At 67.8% G+C, this 18,284-nt stretch carries 18 protein-coding genes; 9 read left to right on the top strand and 9 right to left on the bottom strand.

Going from position 1 to position 18,284, the window contains the following annotated elements:
* Positions 1-132 precede the first annotated feature (132 nt).
* Together NGR01S_RS25535 and NGR01S_RS25530 are read left to right on the top strand one after the other, a co-directional pair.
* Complete coding sequence (locus NGR01S_RS25535) at positions 133-573, top strand: hypothetical protein (protein WP_063041153.1); 441 nt, start codon at positions 133-135, stop codon at positions 571-573.
* A gap of 253 nt (positions 574-826) precedes the next feature.
* The gene (locus tag NGR01S_RS25530; RefSeq protein ID WP_063041151.1) at positions 827-1,366 is read left to right on the top strand and encodes a hypothetical protein; all 540 of its coding nucleotides are present in this window, start codon (positions 827-829) and stop codon (positions 1,364-1,366) included.
* Positions 1,367-1,647: 281 nt separating this feature from the next.
* On the opposite strand, the gene NGR01S_RS25525 is transcribed toward NGR01S_RS25530, so the two are convergent.
* From NGR01S_RS25525 to NGR01S_RS25510, 4 genes are all read right to left on the bottom strand, one after another.
* Complete coding sequence (locus NGR01S_RS25525; protein WP_245664768.1) at positions 1,648-2,475, bottom strand: DUF72 domain-containing protein; 828 nt, start codon at positions 2,473-2,475, stop codon at positions 1,648-1,650.
* Positions 2,472-3,275: an SDR family oxidoreductase gene (locus NGR01S_RS25520; protein WP_063041147.1), complete on the bottom strand. Its 804-nt coding sequence runs from the start codon at positions 3,273-3,275 to the stop codon at positions 2,472-2,474. Before NGR01S_RS25520 ends, NGR01S_RS25525 begins: the two co-directional genes overlap by 4 nt.
* Before the next feature lie 105 nt (positions 3,276-3,380).
* Positions 3,381-4,505 carry an IQM protein middle domain-containing protein gene (locus tag NGR01S_RS25515; RefSeq protein WP_063041145.1) on the bottom strand — a complete coding sequence of 375 codons (1,125 nt, stop codon included), beginning with the start codon at positions 4,503-4,505 and terminating at the stop codon, positions 3,381-3,383.
* Positions 4,506-4,508: 3 nt separating this feature from the next.
* On the bottom strand, positions 4,509-8,273 hold the full coding sequence (locus tag NGR01S_RS25510; protein ID WP_063041143.1) for a WXG100-like domain-containing protein: 3,765 nt from the start codon (positions 8,271-8,273) through the stop codon (positions 4,509-4,511).
* 347 nt (positions 8,274-8,620) lie between these two features.
* On the opposite strand from NGR01S_RS25510, the gene NGR01S_RS25505 reads away from it, so the two are divergent.
* Entirely contained in the window at positions 8,621-9,274 is a 654-nt protein-coding gene (locus NGR01S_RS25505; RefSeq protein WP_063041142.1) for an AIM24 family protein, read from the top strand.
* 24 nt (positions 9,275-9,298) lie between these two features.
* Here the strand turns inward: NGR01S_RS25505 and NGR01S_RS31645 are convergent, their stop codons facing one another.
* A complete protein-coding gene (locus NGR01S_RS31645; protein ID WP_084481703.1) occupies positions 9,299-9,664 on the bottom strand; it encodes a hypothetical protein in 366 nt (121 codons plus the stop codon).
* Between the two features lie 3 nt (positions 9,665-9,667).
* Between NGR01S_RS31645 and NGR01S_RS31790 the strand changes: the two genes are divergently transcribed.
* Positions 9,668-9,901, top strand: a complete 234-nt coding sequence (locus tag NGR01S_RS31790) for a hypothetical protein (RefSeq protein WP_174551749.1) — start codon at positions 9,668-9,670, stop codon at positions 9,899-9,901.
* 45 nt (positions 9,902-9,946) lie between these two features.
* On the opposite strand, the gene NGR01S_RS25495 is transcribed toward NGR01S_RS31790, so the two are convergent.
* A complete protein-coding gene (locus NGR01S_RS25495; RefSeq protein WP_063041139.1) occupies positions 9,947-11,149 on the bottom strand; it encodes a cytochrome P450 in 1,203 nt (400 codons plus the stop codon).
* 103 nt (positions 11,150-11,252) lie between these two features.
* The gene (locus NGR01S_RS25490) at positions 11,253-11,849 is read right to left on the bottom strand and encodes a TetR/AcrR family transcriptional regulator (protein WP_063041137.1); all 597 of its coding nucleotides are present in this window, start codon (positions 11,847-11,849) and stop codon (positions 11,253-11,255) included.
* Positions 11,850-11,989: 140 nt separating this feature from the next.
* Here NGR01S_RS25490 and NGR01S_RS25485 point away from each other — a divergent pair, with 140 nt between their 5' ends.
* On the top strand, positions 11,990-12,388 hold the full coding sequence (locus NGR01S_RS25485; protein WP_245664767.1) for a VOC family protein: 399 nt from the start codon (positions 11,990-11,992) through the stop codon (positions 12,386-12,388).
* 466 nt (positions 12,389-12,854) lie between these two features.
* Here NGR01S_RS25485 and NGR01S_RS25480 read toward each other — a convergent pair whose 3' ends face one another.
* Complete coding sequence (locus NGR01S_RS25480) at positions 12,855-13,406, bottom strand: Rv3235 family protein (protein WP_157107434.1); 552 nt, start codon at positions 13,404-13,406, stop codon at positions 12,855-12,857.
* A 420-nt stretch (positions 13,407-13,826) separates the two neighbouring features.
* Here NGR01S_RS25480 and NGR01S_RS25475 point away from each other — a divergent pair, with 420 nt between their 5' ends.
* The 4 genes from NGR01S_RS25475 to NGR01S_RS25460 all read left to right on the top strand — a co-directional run bounded on the left by NGR01S_RS25475 (position 13,827) and on the right by NGR01S_RS25460 (position 17,188).
* A complete protein-coding gene (locus tag NGR01S_RS25475) occupies positions 13,827-14,531 on the top strand; it encodes a metal-dependent hydrolase (protein ID WP_063041133.1) in 705 nt (234 codons plus the stop codon).
* A 24-nt stretch (positions 14,532-14,555) separates the two neighbouring features.
* A complete protein-coding gene (locus NGR01S_RS25470; protein ID WP_218020825.1) occupies positions 14,556-15,464 on the top strand; it encodes an alpha/beta fold hydrolase in 909 nt (302 codons plus the stop codon).
* Positions 15,465-15,586: 122 nt separating this feature from the next.
* Complete coding sequence (locus NGR01S_RS25465; protein ID WP_063041129.1) at positions 15,587-16,300, top strand: VIT1/CCC1 transporter family protein; 714 nt, start codon at positions 15,587-15,589, stop codon at positions 16,298-16,300.
* An 81-nt stretch (positions 16,301-16,381) separates the two neighbouring features.
* Positions 16,382-17,188 carry a hypothetical protein gene (locus NGR01S_RS25460; RefSeq protein WP_063041127.1) on the top strand — a complete coding sequence of 269 codons (807 nt, stop codon included), beginning with the start codon at positions 16,382-16,384 and terminating at the stop codon, positions 17,186-17,188.
* Positions 17,189-17,217: 29 nt separating this feature from the next.
* Here NGR01S_RS25460 and NGR01S_RS25455 read toward each other — a convergent pair whose 3' ends face one another.
* Positions 17,218-18,267, bottom strand: coding sequence for an LLM class flavin-dependent oxidoreductase (locus NGR01S_RS25455; protein WP_063041125.1), 1,050 nt, complete (start codon positions 18,265-18,267; stop codon positions 17,218-17,220).
* Positions 18,268-18,284 lie beyond the last annotated feature (17 nt).

The following is an 18,284-nucleotide window of genomic DNA, read 5'->3' as shown; positions in this document are numbered from 1 at the left end:
CAGACCGGGCCGGCCGCGCGCCGACGAGGTCGGTGACGACGTAGCGGTCGGGGTTCACCTGAGGTCTGGTCACGGTAGTCCACACCGGAATGCGGCGCCGAACGAGCTCGCCGGGAAGCCGAACCACCGCCAGTGGCGACAGCGCTACAGACCGAACTCGTCTCTCATGCCTTTATCGCGCTCGACCACGACGAGTACCGTGCGGAGCACATCATCCTGGACACACACGAGGGCACTGTCCGGCGGATCTACCATTACTACGCCTACCCCAGGAATGACGGGGCGTACTACACCGACGGCGAGCCGTCTGTGTGTGACCAACTGCCAGGTACCGAGGAGCCGGTAGGCGGTGGGGATCCTGGCGTGCTGGTCGATGGACAGCTGGTCCGGAGCACTGTTGCCGCACTGTACGGTGTGCCGGTAGCCACGGTCGGCCGAGCTGCGGATGCCGATGCTGTCGCTTACCGAGAACTCGACACGGTCGGTGGCCCCTGCGATGCATGGTGTGCGGCGCTGGGCCTGTCCTGGTCGGGTGAGAGCGACGATGGATGGGAACTGATCGATCAGGACTGAAGCGAGGACCGCCAAGCCCTGGCCCACTGGTGTCGATGCCGACCCACACATTGTCTTCAGCCCACAACGGGGTGAGCGATTCGAACGGTGGAGCGAGGTTATTCTTCGGCGGGTACGTCGGGGTCGCGCTCGGCGTCGCCCGTCGAGGTCGGGAAACGAAGTGCAGTCCGTCGAGAACAGGACTGGACGATTTCGGGCAGCGGGTCTGTCGCTCGTACCGGGCGGATTCGTTGGCGTTGCTGAAGGAGTGTCGATGTCGAAGGGCGTACTACTTTTCTCGGACTACCATCAAATCTACGTTTTCGACCAGGGCACAGCCGAAGATCCGTGCGACCTCTGGGACCTGGACGATGCCCCGGCAGCCGGGTATCTGGCGCTGGGCACGGACGCGGTCGCGATCGAGACGGGTGTCAACGGGTACCTCGTGGTCGCTGTCGAGGTGACGGACGGACCACCGACAGTCGACGCCGACGCCGAAGTGGAGCTGGAGTGCAGCCTGCACGCCGGTTCCGGTCGCATGGTCCTCGGATCGCCGACGTTGCCTCCTGAGGACGGACCGGCGTTCGACGTACCCGCTGGCTGGTTGCGGCTGCGGGTGTCGATGGCCTGGGAGCCCGAGGGAACGAGTCTTCGGGTCGACACGGTGGCCGCCGGGGACCTCGACGAGGACAGCATCCCGCTGTACTCACGGGACACGCCCAGCTTCGAGGTTTTCAACCGCGTCCGCCTCCAGTTCTGGTCTGCCGCGGCGTCCGATCCCGCTCTGGTGCGCGGCGGCAGGTACAGGTCATAGCCCTCTAGCATCGGTGAAGAACGGCGTATCGCGCCTGGCCGCCACCGACCACAACCGTTCGTCATATTCACCCGCCTTTGCGCGTGATGCGGAGACAAATCGGTACAGGCCGAGCATCCATTGATCTCGTCTGTCCGCATCTTTGCAGAAGGTTTTCGGGGAATCCCGATGGAGCCTTCCACGGATGTCGTCACGCTATACGTGACGATGACCACCTCGGCAACTGTCACGCCGAGCCCACAGCGCACGGCCGGACGGTCACGGACAGAAAGAGCCGCACCTCAGAAAAGCGTCATGGGTTCGGCGTCCGCCGGGTCCGGCAAGAGTTCGAGTTCGGGTACCAGGGTGCGGACCTCGTCGTGGAACCGGCGCGCGAGGTCCCGGGACGAAGCATTGTCCGGAGTGTGCAGGAAAACCGTCGGCGACCGTCCCTCGCGCAGCCATTCCGCCGTCTGCTCCACCCAGGGCCGCCAGCCCGCGACCGTGACCGCGTGGTCGTCGCGACCGTGGTACCGGACGATCGGCGCGCCCGTCAGCGCCTCCATCCGGCGCGGCAGCCGGGGTTTCTTGGATCGGGCCTCGAATTCGGCCGGGCTCGCGGCGGGCGCGGCGAACAGCACGGTGGTGTCGAACGGCACCCATTCGGCACCGACCCGGCCCAGCACCCGCTCGAGTTGCGCGGCGGCACCCGCGTCGGCGAAGAACTCGGGATGCCGCACCTCCACCGCGAGCGGTAGCGCCGCGGGCAGCCCACGAAAGAACATCGCCAGCGCACCCAGATCGCCGAGACCGAACGAGGACGGCAGCTGCACCCACAGCGCATGTATCCGCGGCCCGAGCGGTTCCATCGTGTCCAGGAACTGCCGCAGTTCGGCATCCACCCCGGACAGCCGGCGCTCATGGGTGAGGGTTTTGGGCAGTTTGATCACGAACCGGAAATCGGGATCGGTCTGATTCGCCCAGTTCTCCACGGTCCGCCGAGCCGGAACCGCGTAGAACGTCGTGTTCCCCTCCACCGCATTGCACCACCGCGCATAGCCGCGCAGTTTGTCACCGCGCACCGGCCACGCGGTATGCGTCCACATGGCGCAGCCGACGTGAAGCTTCAACGCTTCAGCCCGTGCATCCCCGCGACGATCTTCTCGATCACCGACGCGGGCGCCAACCGCCGCAGCAGAAAGACGATCGGCGCGCGACTCCCCCTGGCGTACAGCGGTTTCGGCTTATCCGCCGCGATCGCCCGCAGAATCGTCTCGGCCACCTGCTCCGGCGATATCCCGGCCCGCTCGTTGCGATCCAGATGCGTGATCATCGTGTCGAAATCCGCCGCGTACACCGAATCCGGCGCGATGTATTTGGTGCGCCGCTCCCCGATCCCGGTCGCGATGGATCCCGGTTCCACGGTGCTGATCCACACCCCGAACGGCGCCGTCTCCAGCCGCGCCGCATCCGCGAACCCTTTGATCGCCGCCTTCGCCGCCACATACGACGACCGATACGCCAGCGGAAAACTCGCCAGCATCGACCCCACCATGACGATCCGCCCGTAACCCCGCTCCCGCATCCCCGGCAGCACCAGCTGAGCCAGCCGGACGGCCCCGAATACATTCAACTGGAACAACCGCTCGATCGCCTCGATCGGCAGTTCCTCGAGCGGCCCCGACTGGCTTTCCCCCGCATTGTTGACCAGCACATCCACCGGCCCCAGATCGGCACCGAACCGCTCGATCCCCGCCTGATCGGTCAGGTCGAGCGCGCGGTACTCCACCCCTGCCACCCGCGCCGAATCCGCGATCGCCGCCGGATCCCGGCTGGTCCCGATCACGCGATATCCCCGCCGCACCAGCAGCGCGGCGGTCGCCCGGCCGATCCCCGAGGACGCTCCGGTCACCAGCGCGGTCTTGGCCATACGACACCTATCCTCGACGATCCGTGGTCAACCGGGTGGGGCCACCCGATCCGCCAATCTAACGGACCCGCGCCGGGTACGGGCGGGTGCCGCCGACGCCCGGAATCAGCCCGGCATTGGATCGGGCGGACTGTGGTACTCGATCTGCAGCCGATCGACGGCCAGCCCCTGCCGCGCCAGACTGTCCACTACCTGCCGCGTGAACCGTCGCGCGGGCACGTAATGAGTGCTGTGGTCGGATACGAGCTCGACACGCCCGCCCACCGCACCGATCTCCCCGGCGCCCGCGACCGCCCCCCCGGCGAGCAGACTGGAATGGTGGAACTCGCCGAGCAGGTGGTATGGGGACGCGTACAGCGTCCCTTGCTCGTCCATAACGAAGATGGCGCGGCCGCCCTGCGGGGTCCACAGCGTGCGGGTGTGCGTCGTATCCAGCGGCTGCTGCTCGACGGTGTAGAGGAGGCCGTTGTTCGCGAACAGACGGTAGGGCTCGCGTTCCGCCGGACTCATGTATCTGACGAACCTGTCACCCCACTGCGGGTTCCCCGGGAGGTGCTCACCGCGGAACTCGGGCCGTAGCGGGGTGGTTTCATATGGCGCGTAGCCGTTTTCGGGCGGCTCGGGCCAGATCGTCAACGTAAAGTCCTCCGCGCGCAAGCCGGAACCGGCCACCAGTTCCCCGACAATCTCGTGAGAGGGTTTCGATCCGGCGGCTGCCGAGAGGAGAGTGTCGCTGCTGTCGTCCCAGAAGTCCGGAAAAAAGGCGACGTCGACACCGGATTTCAACCGCAGTAAAAGATACTCACCGAACTCTGGGTGGTTGCGGAAGTTCCGCTTGACCGCCACCTCCACACCTGTTGACGGCACACGCACCCGCGCCAGCGGACGCGCAGAACCGAAAAAGTCACGCAGCTGCTCGGCGGGTAACGGAAGATACGGGAGATCGGGCCAAGGGCGCGCCGCGTCCATCTTCCGGACTACCGCGGCGACGAAAGCGCGGATCTCCTCCGGCCGGTGCTGGGTGTCGATCGACTCCGGGATGGGATAGTTTTCGGCCAGTCCTTCGGAGAGCGCATCGAACTCTTGCTGGGGTGTGAACGTGTCGATCGGCTCGGTGAGGAGTGCCCTGGCTATGCGGTCCTGGGTCGCCTCGCCCAGGTCATCGGATCGGACACTGTAGACGATAATGTTGACCAAACCTCGCCAGAGCGATGCCACACGATCCTCCATGATCTACACCTGAGATTCGAAGTCGACTTGATCCGGCCGTATATCCACGCCCTGGTTACGCAGGTAGCCGACAGCTTGCAACGTATATGCGCGCGACGGCCTGTAATGACCGCTCGAGTCGGTCAGTAGCCGGAGCTGACCGTTGATCACGACGAGCTCCCCCGCCGCGGCCACCGGACCACCTGCAAGGAAGCTCGAATGGTGGAACAGGCCGGCTTCATGGTAATTGGATGCATAGAGGTTTCCGGCCCGGTCCATCACGAATATCGCGCGGCCCCCGCCGCCCCACACCGAACGCCCGCTTCTGGTATCGAACAGGTTGCCGGCCGAATCGTATAGCAACCCGTCGCGAACCGTCAGACGTGCTCGGCTTCGCCGGTATTCGTTCAGATAGTCCACGGAGGTAGTCCAGACACTGTTCCTTGGCAGATGCTCACCACGATAGTTACCCACCATCTCGGTCGATTCGAACGGAGGAGTCGATCCGAACGGACTCTCCGGTATGTCCGCATCCGGGGGCGGTACGCCCTCCTGTCGCCCGTCCGGTGGTTGGATGACCGGAGTGACCGGCCGGACCGGATGTACCGGAGCGGGCACGGCCTCCTGGGGTGAACGGGCCGTCGGGGCCAGCCATTGGACGAATCGGCGCAGTGGACTGGGACGACGGGGGCGACTGTTCGGGCCGGGCTGCGCGACGGGCAGCCCATTCTGTGGTTCCGGTCGGCCGGCGTCCTGGTTCGCCGGGATCCATGCCGAGGGTGACTGCTGGAATGTTTGCCGCGGCGGCGGCATGGATTCCGGGGCGCGGAAGGCGCTCGGATCCCAGGACGTTTGCCGGTGCTGTCGGGCAGGTGTAGTCCGAAGGGGAAGTGAGCGGTCGGCCGATGACGCCGGTGGCTGCTGGGGGCGCGCGGGCCCACCGTGAGATGTGAGCGGCTGCTGCGGGCTATGAGACGCCGGCAGGCTCGGAGGAGCTGCTCTGGATGGAGTATGCGGGTGTTGTGTGTTCCGGACCGGTGGCTGCGTGGGAGCCCGGTTGGGCGGGACGGGATGCTGCTCGGGGGGTCGGGCGTGTTGTGGGCTGTGGTTGCCCGGCGGTCGAGGAGGATTCGTAGACCTATCCGGGGAATTCGGTTCCGGCTGCGGAACATTCGGCGACGGATGCTGAAAGGGCCTGCCGGATCGGTCCGGAGCGTTCCAAATCGGATCAGTAGGGCGTGGTGCATTCCAGTGCGGTTGGCTCGGCGGCGGGTGGGCCGGCGTGGCTTCGCCCGGGGTTCGCGGGCGGGTCGGCGACACCTCCCGATCGGCGCGAGCGGTGTCGGTTGAAGTAGTAGCGGCCACATTGGGAGTCGTTGGCCGGTCGTCGGCTCCCGGAGCGGGTGCGGCCGCCGAGGCGGGCGGATCCGCGGGAGATTCGGTTGTCGCCGGTCGAGCAGGTATGGGCGGCCGGGCGAAGTCGGCCAGGAACTGTGCGTGATTGGCCGGGTCGAAGATGTTGAACGGGCTACCAGAGCTACCCGACGCGTTGTCCGAGGTCGGCGAGGGCATACCGGGCGGACGTCCGTTCCGGGAACCGTCCGGCGTACCGGAACCGCCGGTGGGGCCGGAGGCGTGGGATGCCGGCGACTGTGTCCGGTTCCGCGGAGACGGGGCCGGAGCAGCGCCGACCGGGGGCGCAGCCGTCGTATCCGGGGGCGTGGTGCCGCGAGGCGCTTCGGCCGGACCATGGGCGGGGCTGACCACCACGGTAACCGGGGTGGATCGAATGGTCGGTGTCGCGGCGGCGGACGTGGTGGTGGTCGCTTCTTCCGACGGGGGCCAGGCTGTTGTCGTCGCGGGCTCGGGAATCGGCCCCGGGGGAACGTGGATGGGCGGATCTCCGGCGGGCGGGGCTACACCGGTGGTGGACTCACCGGGCGTGGCCGTGTTCCCAAGTGTGGACGCAGGGCCGGGATCGGTGCGCGACGGGTGGGATTCACCTGCTGTGGTGGATTGACCGGCAGGCGAATTCGTCGCGAACGGTGTGGTTGTGCCGGGGGGTGCTTGGCCGGTGGCGGAATTCGTGCCGGGCGTGGTGTCGGTACTGCTCGCGGTGGCGCTATCGGGCGTAACGGGCGCGGGTGCACCGGTGTCCGGCGAAGTGGTGGTGTCGGGGCCGAGGTTGAGACTGGAGGTAGACCGGGGTGGCTCCGTTCCCGGCGCGGGGGCCGGATCGAACGTGGCAGGCATGTCGTCCGGCCCCGGCGTCTCCACGGCTTCCGGCGCACTCTGCGAGTCGGACGGCGAATCGCCGACCTCGGTTTGCGTTTCATTGTCCGGGTTCGGAGGTGGCGACTCCGCTGGACCGGAACCGGTCGGCTGCGCCTGCTGGGTATCCGGAGCTCCGGTGTCCGTATGCCCCGGGTGGGCTTCGGGGGTGGCGGGACCGGGCTCGGCGGGTTGCGGCGACTCCGACCCCGTCGGCGATGCCTCCTGCTCCGCACTGGTGGTCGACTCCGTGCCGGGTGGCGACGGCGGTTGCTGTCCGGCGGGCTGCGAACCGGTTTCCGCGGGCTGCCCGGGTGACTGTTGGTCCAACGACGAGGTCTGGGGCTGAGTGGAGGTGTCCGGCGTCTGTGGCGAGTTCGTGCCCGCCGGCTGGGTCGCCTGGTTCGAATTCTGTGGTGTGGTCGGCGCTTCCCGGTCGCCCGCCTCCGATCGGCCGCCGGGTGCTTCGCCGTTCTGCTGATCGCCGGAGTTCGATGTCTCGTTCAATGGGCTCTCGTCACCACCATTTTCGCTGCCCTCCCCGGTGGTGTTCGGACCGTCGCCGGAGTTGCGCTCCCCCAGCGTCTCGGTACCCCGCTGCAACCCACCGGCGGCGGCCGAGGACAGGTTCTCGGGGGCGAGTGCGTTCTCCCAGCTGAATTCTCGGTCGTTGAGTGCCGCGTCCGTGGCCTCCCCGGCCACCTCCCCCGCGACACCTGCCACCGTCTCCTTGGCCGCGTCCTTGGCAGCGTTGGCCAGCGGGTTCCCGCCCTCCGGGCCGCCGGGGACATTTCTGCTGGTCAATCCGTCGGGGCCCATCGCGCCGGTGACGGCACCGCCGGCCGCGGCGGTGAGCGCGTTCTTTCCGGCCTCGGTCAGGTCCTCGGTGGTGATCTCGTCGCGGCGGCCGGTGGCCACTTGCAAGGCCTTGGTGCCCAGATCGAGCGCCGTCTCCTCCAGTGCTGCCTCCCAGGCCCCGCGCACCGCCGCACGGGCGGCCGCTTTCAGGGCGGCCTTCGACAGAATGCGCTGGACCAGTTGTTTTATCGCCGTGCGGATCGCGATTCGGGTCGCGACCTGCGCGGCGGCCGCCTCCGCGGCCGCCGCCGGCGCGCCGATACCGGTGGATGCGGCGGCCAAAGCCACGGCCATCTCGACCGCGAAGATCGCCAGGCCGGCCAGGATCACCAGTTTGGTCTGTTCGATATCCGCCGCGCCGTCGCCGATCTCGTCGGCGAGGGTTTCGATATGGGCGATCAGGCCGTCGAACGCCCCCTGCCCGTGGCCCAGCTGTGTCCAGCGGTCCGCGATGGCCTGGGCGGTATCGCCCTCGATCGAGGCCAGCACCTGGTCGATCGCGTAGTTGGCGTCGGCATCCAGGTCACGTAGGTCGGTGGCGAGTTTCGTCCACGCCGACTCGACCCGGCGCATCGCGGTCTCGTCGCCCTCCGGCCAGTCACCGGCCCCCACCACATACTTCGCCACCCACTGCAGCGATTCCGGGATCTCGATACCCATCAGCGCACTTCCGCCGAGGTGAACGCCTTTTCCGGTACGGAGTGACGCCCGCTCCCCCATTCGATCCGCGAGCGGCGCATCGTCCCACCCTCCGCCTCGACAACAGCTTCATCACCCATATCCGACGTCACCGAATACGGTCCGGTTCCCCCGATCCGGGAAATTCTCGGATACGGCGGGTGGACCAGAGGGCGCGTAGGGCGTGTGCCGGGCGAACCGGGCGCAGAACGAAGCCGTCGACGTGGTGCGATGCTCCGTCGACAGCCGGTACGACCCATGCCATCGGCTCCACGGAGTAAGTCCAATAGGCTGGCGATCGTCCGTGGGTGCCAGGAGAGGATCGCATCGTGCAGAGTGAACTGTTCGCCGCCGAGAACACGGCGCAGCCCGCCACCGCCCCCGGCCTGACCGCGCAGAGCGCCAAATCCCTGAAATACGCGGTGAACGGTGAATGCCTCGCCCGGCAGGGCTCGATGGTCGCCTTCCGTGGGGATCTGCGTTTCGAGAAGAAGGGTCAGGGCGTCGGGAAGTTTCTGCAGCGCGCGCTCACCGGTGAAGGTGTGCCGCTGATGACGGTCCGCGGGCACGGTGAGGCCTGGTTCGCGCATTTCGACCGCAACTGCTTCACCGTCGACCTCGCCCCCGGCGACGCGCTCACCCTCAATGGCCGCAATGTCCTGGTGTTCGATTCAAGTCTGCACTACGACATCCGCATGGTGCAGGGCGTCGGGATGGCCGGCGGCGGGCTGTTCAACTGTGTGTTCTCCGGGCAGGGGCGGCTCGGTCTGGTCTGCGCGGGAACGCCGATCATCATTCCGGTGCACCCGCAGGCCCCGGTTTTCGTCGACACCGATGCCGTAGTCGGCTGGAGTGCGCATCTGCAGACCTCGCTCAACCGGTCGCAGTCGTTCGGATCGATGGTGCGCGGCGGCTCCGGCGAGGCGTTCCAGCTGCGGCTCGACGGTGAAGGTTTCGTCATCGTCCAGCCCAGCGAGGCCTGACCGCTCCCCGGCCGCGATCCACGCTCACGGTTCCGACGCGGCCCGCAGCCGTAGCAGGTGTGGATGGTTGGCATCGTCCAGCGCCAGCGCCGCGGTCCACAGCGAGACGTCCAGACCCGCGGTGACGTGCCACCGATCCGGCGTGGTCGCGGGCAGGTGGATACGCACCGGGCCCAGTTCCCTGAGATGCCGCCCGACCACGGCCCACCGCTGCCGGCCCCGCGCGTCCGCGATCGCGGCCGCAATGACGTCGTCGGAACCGGGCAGTTGCCCGACCGCGACCCGGACCTGCTCGGGAATGTGCCGGTTCTCCGGCCGATGGGTGAGCTCGGGGTGTTCGCGGGCCCGGCGATCGACTCCCGGCCCACCGGCAACCCGCACGGTTTCCACTGGATGGACTATCTGCCGCAGGACGGCCGCTATCTTCTGATCAACCACACGAAAGAGGAATTCACGCTCACCCCGGGCCCGCCCGAGGAGATCACGCGGCGTCTCCAGCAGGCGGTCGCCACCGTCCGGCCGGGCGCGGCATCCGCCCCCGGTATGCGCCGCGCCCCGGCCTGGGACGAAGCCGACGCGGACGACGAGTACTACCGGCAGCGCAACGAACGCGGCTGGAATACCTGACCCGTCCGCTCGTCGCGCCGCCGGCCGGCGTTTCCGATCGGGGCTTCACCACTGCACGAGAAGCTGTTTCGGGCCGCGTACCAGCAGACCCGATTTCCACGGGATCTCGTCGAGCGGCAGCGACAGCCGCAACGACGGGAAACGTTCCAGCAGCGCCTCCAGTGCGACCTGGAGTTCGACGCGCGCCAGTTGCGCGCCCAGGCAGTGGTGGGCGCCGTAGCCGAAGGCCACGTGCGGATTGCGCTGCCGGGTGAGGTCCAGGGATTCGGGATCGTCGAAAACGTTCTCATCGCGGTTGGCGGCCTGGGTGTTCACGAAAACGGAATCTCCGGCCCGTACGGTCACGCCGCTGAGCACCACATCCTCGGTGGCCACTCGGGGCTGTCCGGCACCGGCGCCGAGCTGCACGTAGCGCAGCAGTTCCTCCACCGCGCCCGGGATCAGCTGGGGTTCCGCGCGCAGCAGCTCCCAGTACTCGCGCTGGGTGAGCAGCACATAGGTGAAGTTGGCGATCTGGTTGGCGGTGGTCTCATGGCCCGCGATGAGCAAACCGACACCGAGGTTCACCAGTTCCCGTTCGCTGAGACGGTCCTCGTTGTCACGGGCGGCGACCAGCGCGCCGAGCAGATCGTCGGTGGGGCGCTGCCGACGCTCGGCGACCACCTCGGCGAGGTAGGTCTCCAGCGAATCCCGGGCACTTTCGATCTGTTCCCGGGTGTAGGCGGTGGTGGACAGGATCGCGTCGGAGAAATCGCGGAAACGGTGCTGGTCACCCGGCGGCACCCCGAGCATCTCGCAGATCACGGTGACCGGTAGTGGCAGCGCGAAACCCTCCACCAGATCGGCGGGCGCACCGGCGCGCTCGAGCACGGTGAGTTTCTCATCGACTATCTCGCGCGTACGCGGACGCAGTTCGGCGACCCGGCGGCTGGTGAACGCCTTCGCCACCAGTTTCCGCAACCGGCTGTGCTCGGGCGGATCCATGCTCAGCAGCGAATCGGGACGAACCGGCGCGGGCGTGGCCCGGGGCAGATCCTCTCGGCCGACGGTCGCGGCGCGGCTGAACCGGGGGTCGGCGAGGACGAGTCTGACGTCCTCGTATCGGGTGACCAGCCAGCCTTCGCCGCCGTAGGGCAGCTCGACGCGGCAGACCGGCTCTTCACGGCGCAGTTCGGCGAACAGCGGGTCCATATCGAGGCGAACCGGTTCTCCGAATGGGTACCGACGTACCTCGGTGTTCACGGTCATACGGTCTCCCTTTCCCGACGCCCGGCGGCTCCAGCCTTGTAAGCGATTGCTTACTTAGATAGGGTAAGGGTTTACCGGAGTCGACGTCAACGACGTAACAGCATTACGCCGGAGGGAATCTCGGGTCGTTACGCTCCAGGAGCACCTCCGCCGCCCGCAGCACATGACCGGCGACCTGCGCCGGGTCCGCACTGCGCAACGGCTCCCGGTGCAGTACGGAACGAACCAGCCCGATCCCGAGCAACCAGGCCAGCAGTAGATCCGCGCGCAACTCCCCGTCGCCGTCGTCGGTGAGCGTCGCCAACGCCCGGATGTACTCCTCCCCCAACTCGCGCCGGATCACCGACACGCCTTCCTCGTGTCCGCTGGAACGTAACGCGGCCTGTAACCAATTACCGGGCGAGACGGTCTCACTCGGCTCCAGCGCGCGCTCCAGCAACCGCGACAGCAACCCGTCCACCGGACCGGCGTCGAGCACCGAACGTCCGCGATCGGTCATCGTCGCCCGGAAGAGTTCGTCCTTGTTCCCGAAGTACCGGAAGAGCAACGCCTGGTTGACCCCGGCCCGGGTGGCGATATCGCGTACGGTGGCACGCTCGTACCCCCGTTCGGCGAACAATTCCTGAGCCGCCGCCAGAATCGCGGCCCGCGTGGCCGAGGCATCCCGTCGACGACCGACCAACTCGTTTCCGCTGACCATGCACCCTCCGCTCCGCGTGCCATTTGGAAGAGCAGCGTAAGCCACACCGGATCGGACAAAGCGGGCGCCCAGCAACGCCCCCGCACACCGCCCCGTCGCAGCACACCCTGGACGCGGGCCGGACAGGGCTCTACGCTCGGATGACCATGCCGGAACTCCTCGGGATCAACCATCTGACGCTGTCCACGACGGACCTGGACCAGCTCGTGGCGTACTACACCGGAGTGCTCGGTGCCCGGCTGGTCTTCGAGCGTCCCGCCGCGGGCACCGACCCCCATATCGCGGTCCTCGACGTCGGGGGCGCCGACCACCTGGCGATCGTCGAGACCACGACCGGGCCGGCCACCGGCCTCGACCCGCTCGGACGGGCCGGCTGGGGCCTGCGCCTGGCGACCTACGCCCAGCTGTGCGAGGTCCGCGAGCGGATCATGGGTGCCGGGCTCCCGGCCGGGCCCATCGAGACACTCCCCACCCAGTGGACGATGACGGCCCAGGACCCGGACGGTCGCCCGGTCGATATCCGAGCCCACCGTCCCTGAACCGCGTCGATACGCCCCGCTTCGCCGAGCGCATCGCGCAGGCGTCCGCGGCGGCGGCGAGGTAGACGGCGATATCGAAGAGGTCCGCAGGGAGTGCGCTTACCCGCGAGAGCATCGGACGACTTCGGCACGTAGCGCACGCCCGCCCGAATACTTCCCTCGACCATCCGCCCGAGCGACTACCCGCGCAACGCCGATCGTGCCTCCCTGAGGGCGAAACCGAGCAGGTTCAGCCCCTTCCACCGGGTAGGGACCGCCGCACCCGGGTCGTCCGCGGCCGGCCCGATACCCCAGACCCGAATCCAAACCTACTGTCGACCAACGACACACGTGATGCGCTGACCCGGACCTGAAGGACCGGGCTGCGCGCTACGCTTCCCCGCCAACCTGTCCGAAACGCGTGAACGGCGCATCCGGCTTTCGACCGGCCGGAGCTGCCCGAACCCGGCACAGGCCATGGGCGACTTCACAGGACGCGCAGCGCGGTCACCTTCCAGGGTGTGTTGCTCCCGCGCTCGATCCGCCCGGCGAGGACCAGGCGGCGCGGACCGCGCTGGTAGGTGGCCACCATCTCCGCCGCCCACTCCTCCACCTGGAACAACCGCACAGTGCCGGGCACCGCCGACCCGAGGGTCCGACCCGGAGCGTGATCGCCCGCCACCAGAGTGCCGATGGCACTGACCAGCCCGGGGGTGCACAGAGCGGTGAGCTGGGCGACCGGGCGCCGGCGGTCGAGTACCTCGAGCAGGATCCGGACCGAGGTCGTGGCGAAGGCCCGGACACCGGCGGGTTCCGTATTTCGGGACGTGGCGTGCCCCGCCCGCTGGGCACGCCGGACGCCCGCGGGGGCACTGTGGTTGCGCCGGAGCGCATTCCGATCCGAGCGGGACGCACAGCTCCGAGCGCGGGACTCCGGGCGTGTAGCGGGAACTTCGGCGGTCCTCGGCGGGGTGGGTGCCGAGGCCGGACCGGAATCGAGCACTGTCGCGGACCGGCCGCGGACGGGCTCGGCGACCACCTCTCCGGGAGAGGCCGGTGGCGGAACCGCGGCACCGGAGGCAGCCGCCCGCGGTCGATATTCCGCGGCCGGGTCTTCGGCGCCCACCCGGTCGCCCCCCGGAGGGGCACCGGCTCGCGCACACGACCGGCGCACCGGCGGTTCGTATCCCGGCACCCGATGGAGAACCGGCTGAAGATCACACATTTCTACGCCCCCTTTGCGAAACGGATCGCCCCCACGACGTTTCCTTTCCCACAGCATCGCATCTCCGGGCGCGGCAGTACAGATGGTCATCAGATCTCCCAGCGGAAACCTGGTCGAGGCGGCGTGTTCCCGGGCCGGCGAGTCGTGCGCGCCCCGCGCGGGGTCCGGCGTGTCGGAATCGATTGCTAACTTGAACGCTACCGTTCGTTCGCTTTTCAGATATCGGGAGAGTTAGTGCTCGGCCATTCCCACGCCACCAGCGGCGCGCTCGCGTTCGTCACCGCCGCCACCATCGTCCCGACTCCCGTGATGGAGGTGGTGCAGGGGCCAGTGGATATCAGCGCGCTCGAACTCGTTCTGGGAGCGTTGATCACGGCGGGCGCGGCATTGCTTCCTGATATCGACCACCCGAACGGCACCATCGCGCAATCACTCGGACCGGTGAGCAACGCGGTCGCGAGGGGGGTTTCGGTGGTGTCCGGCGGACACCGCAAGGGCACACACGGTTTGCTGTTCATCCTGCTCGCCGGCTGGGCGACCTGGGCCGGAGTACACCATCTCGGCCGGTACTTCACCCTGAGCATGATCTTCGTGATGCTCGCCTTCGGGGTACGGGCCCTGCACCTGACGCCGAAGGGCGATTCACTGCGTGCCTACGGCCTGTGTGTGCTCCTGGCCGGCGGCGGCACCGTACTGATGGACCGCTGGCTACCCGACGCGCCCTACTGGCTACCGTTCGCCATAGGCCTGGGAACACTCATCCATATCGTCGGCGACTGCCTCACCGACCGTGGGTGTCCGCTGCTGTGGCCGCTGAAGCCCCGGCTGGCATTGCCGATCATCTCCCGGACCGGGAACAAGGTGGAGACCTGGGTACTGACCCCGCTGATGGGCCTGGTCACGGTCGGTTTGCTGTACGTGTACGCGGTGCCCGGCTAGCCACTGCTTCATAAACTCGGCACCATGGGAGTGGACGTTGTTTTCCGGGTGCAGGATTCGATGGCACGGCGAGGTCTGGCGCGGTTCGGCGCACGCCCACCCGGGACCGGACGCAGGATGACGAGTTCATGCATTCGTTGCCGGAATACGCACTTCGGTAGCCTTGATGGCGTGAGTTCAAACGGGATGTTCCTCAGCGATAGGGGGGATGCGTCGCAGCCGGTTCTGCTCCTCATCCACGGCGGCGGCGTCGCGGGGTGGATGTGGGACGCACAGATCGCCTATTTCGGATCCCGCTATCGCATTCTGGTCCCCGATCTCCCCGGCCACGATCGGAGCAGTGCCATCCCATTCACCACCAGCGCGGCGGTGGTCTCCGAACTCGCCGCGCATCTCGAACATCTACCCGCCGGCACGGACATCACCGTGGTGGGATTCTCATTCGGTGCGCAGGTCGCCCTCGAACTCGCCTCATCCCGCCCCGATCTGGTCGCCCGAGTCGTCGTCACCAGCGCCCTGACCGAGGGCATACCCTTGCCGAGATTGAGTAACTGGCTCGTCGGTCTCACCGCTCCACTGGCTCGACGGACATGGTTCGCGAAGCTGCAGGCGAAGTCGCTCTTCATCCCGGACAACCTCCTGAACGACTACATCCGCACATCCAAGACGCTGCCCAAGGACAGCCTCGTCGCGCTCACGTCAGCGAACGCGCAGTTCCGGACACCGTCGACGTGGCGCCAGTTCACCGGCCCTGCGCTGCTGCTCGCGGGAGCGAAGGAGCCACGAGCAGTCCAGCGAGCGATGCGGCAACTCCACCACGACAATCCTCGCAGCGAACTGGTCATCCACGACCGAGCCGGCCATGGCCTTCCCTTGCAGTACCCCGAATGGTTCAATACGCGCGTCGACGACTGGATCAAGGCCGCTGCCTGAACGGATCACCGAATGGCCGGCAGACAAGCAGCCCTCGACCCTCCTGCGGCCCAGTCCCTACGCGCGTGACCTATGGCCACCCCGCCTGGCCTCACCTGCACATATTCGCATAGTGTGCGGCTATGACCGAGGCAGCGGAGGACCAGTACCTCCCGCAGAACGGACTGGCGGCGAAACTCAATTGGCTGCGGGCCGGAGTGCTGGGCGCCAACGACGGGATCGTGTCCACCGCGGGGCTAGTGGTGGGGGTCGCGGCCGCGTCGCCGAATACCGACGCGATTCTCACCGCGGGTATCGCGGGCATCAGCGCGGGGGCCATTTCCATGGCGGTCGGCGAGTACGTCTCGGTGAGCACCCAGCGCGATACGGAGAAAGCGCTGCTGGAGCAGGAGAGCCGGGAGCTGGAGCAGGACCCGGCCGACGAACTCGACGAACTCACCGCCATCTACCACGCCAAGGGGTTGTCCGCGGAAACCGCACGCAAGGTGGCGGAGGAGCTCACCGCCTACGATGTGTTCGCCGCGCACGCCGAGGCCGAGCTGGGACTGAACCCCGACGAGCTGACCATTCCGTGGCATGCGGCACTGTCCTCGGCCGTCTCGTTCACTGTCGGGGCGCTGCTGCCGCTGCTGGCGATCCTCCTCCCGCCGGAGTCGGCCCGGATACCGGTCACCATGGTCGCGGTGCTGCTGGCGCTGGCCCTCACCGGTTCGATCAGTGCCGGGCTCGGTGGCAGCAGCCGGCCGCGGGCCATGGCCCGGGTGGTGATCGGTGGCGCGCTGGCGATGGGGGTCACCTACGGGATCGGCCAGCTCGCGAATGTCACCGGCATCTGATCTGCCGCGAATTCGGTTGCCGGAGAGATATTTCTGTCAAGTGAACCAGCGGCGGTTCGCATATTTTGCTGTACTTGGCGGGTGAATTCTCTTTTCGCCGTATTGCCCGCGGCCGGGATCGAATCGGCCGCACAGGCTTACGAGCGTTATCGGTCCCTGGCCGGTGCACCCGAGCCGACCCCGCCGCTGCAAACGGTCGGCGTCGTGTGCACGCTGATCCACCGCTCCGGAACCGGATTGCGGGTGCACCGCCGCCCGGACGCCCGCGGGGCACTGCTGGAGGCCACCGTCGATGATCGTTTCGACTGCCTGCGCGCGCTGCTGGCCCTCACCGCCGACCGCGATCTGGCCGTCCTCGATGTCGCCACCCGCCGCTTCTACAATCCACGGGGCGCCGCCCGGGTCCCGGTGACCACGGGTGATTTCCGGTTGCCCTATCTGACCGAGAGCATTCTCGACGAGATCCTGGAGACTCCGCCGGATCCGCGCGACCCGGCGCTGAAGGTGATCCGCGCCCCCATGTGCCATATCCGGGCGCGCCGATTACCGGAGGAGATATTCGAGCTCGAACATCGCGATCTCGACGCATTCTTCCAGCTCTACACCGACGATGCCATATTGGTGCGCAAGACGATCTGGGCCTGGGCGACCGGTGATCCGTGGTGGCAACAGGCCATCGCCTGGCAGCCGATCGATGCCCCCGATCCGAGACGACGCCGCCCGCCCGAGGACGATATCGATTCCGTCCTGGCCGAACTACGGCAGATGGCCGAGGAGACACCTGTCGAACTCGGCGCGCTGGACCTGATCTCGGCGCTGGGCGATGTCGACAACCAGGCCCAGGCCATCCTCGATCGCGCGAACAGCGATCGGCCGGAATATCCTTGAGCCCGCGGATCGCGGCAGGTCAGCACGGGTCACCGCGTGGCGATCGCGGTGAACGCCTCGCGGAACCGCTCGGTACCACCGTTCTCGGTGAACCGCCCTATGTCGTAGAGGATCACATGTCGACAACCGGCCCGGTGGTACTCGTCGAGGCGTGATCGCACGTCGGCAGGGGAACCGTGCAGTACGGCCTGTTCGACGATCTCGTCGGGTATCCGCCGGAGCAGTGAGTCGACGTCGGCGGCCGGGATCTCGTGCGGTATGTAGCCGTGTTCCAACGGATAGGGTGCGCCCGCTGTCTCGAACGCGGCCCGGCCGCGATAGAGCGCGACCCCGCGGACGGTGGGATGGTCGAGCAGAGCCCGGCTCTCCGCGCGGGTACTCGCCAGCGCGGTCCAGACGAAGAGCAACGGTGTGATCGAGCGCGGGTCGCGGCCGGCTTCCCTCGCGTGGTGCCTGAGCAGGCAGAGTTTCTCCGCGTAGTCGGTGGGCGTGAGAGAGGACGGGATCCAGCCGTCACCGTATCGGGCGGTGAGTTCGAGCATCCGTGGGCCGTGCGCGGCGATGTAGAGGTCGTAGCCGGGGCGCTGCGCGACCGGTAGATCGGCGTCCGGCCACGGTGAGCCGGGCATCCGGAGCGCGTGCAGTTGTTCGACGGCGGGCCGCACATAGTGCAACCGCCCGGTCCGCTCCCGGCTCCGGTGCAGGTCGAACGGGCGCAGCTGGCCGGGATCACCGGCGCCTATACCGAGTTTCAGGCGCCGGCCACCCAGCCGTCCGATGGTGCCGGCGGTATGCGCGAGGGCCACACTCGTCCGGCGGACGGGATCGGTTACGGCGACTCCGAGATCCACCCGGCGGGTGGTGGCCGCCCCGGCGGCCACCACGGTCAGCGCCTCCAGTGTGTGGTGCGGGTCGGCGAGAGCGGTGCTCGGGGCGCCACGCGGATACCATCCCTGGAGGTGGTCGATGATCCAGGCGGCGGACGCCGCGGGCTGCCGGTCGGCCCAGACGATGTCGTCGAGCGGGTCGGCGTCGGGGTGGATGGCGATCGGGGCGCCGAAAGTCAGCGGTTCCGTCATGGTGGGTTTCTCTACCG

It is taken from the genome of Nocardia grenadensis NBRC 108939 (genome assembly GCF_001613445.1).
GTDB classification, from domain to species: domain Bacteria; phylum Actinomycetota; class Actinomycetes; order Mycobacteriales; family Mycobacteriaceae; genus Nocardia; species Nocardia grenadensis.
This window is presented reverse-complemented; position numbering and strand designations above follow the sequence as displayed.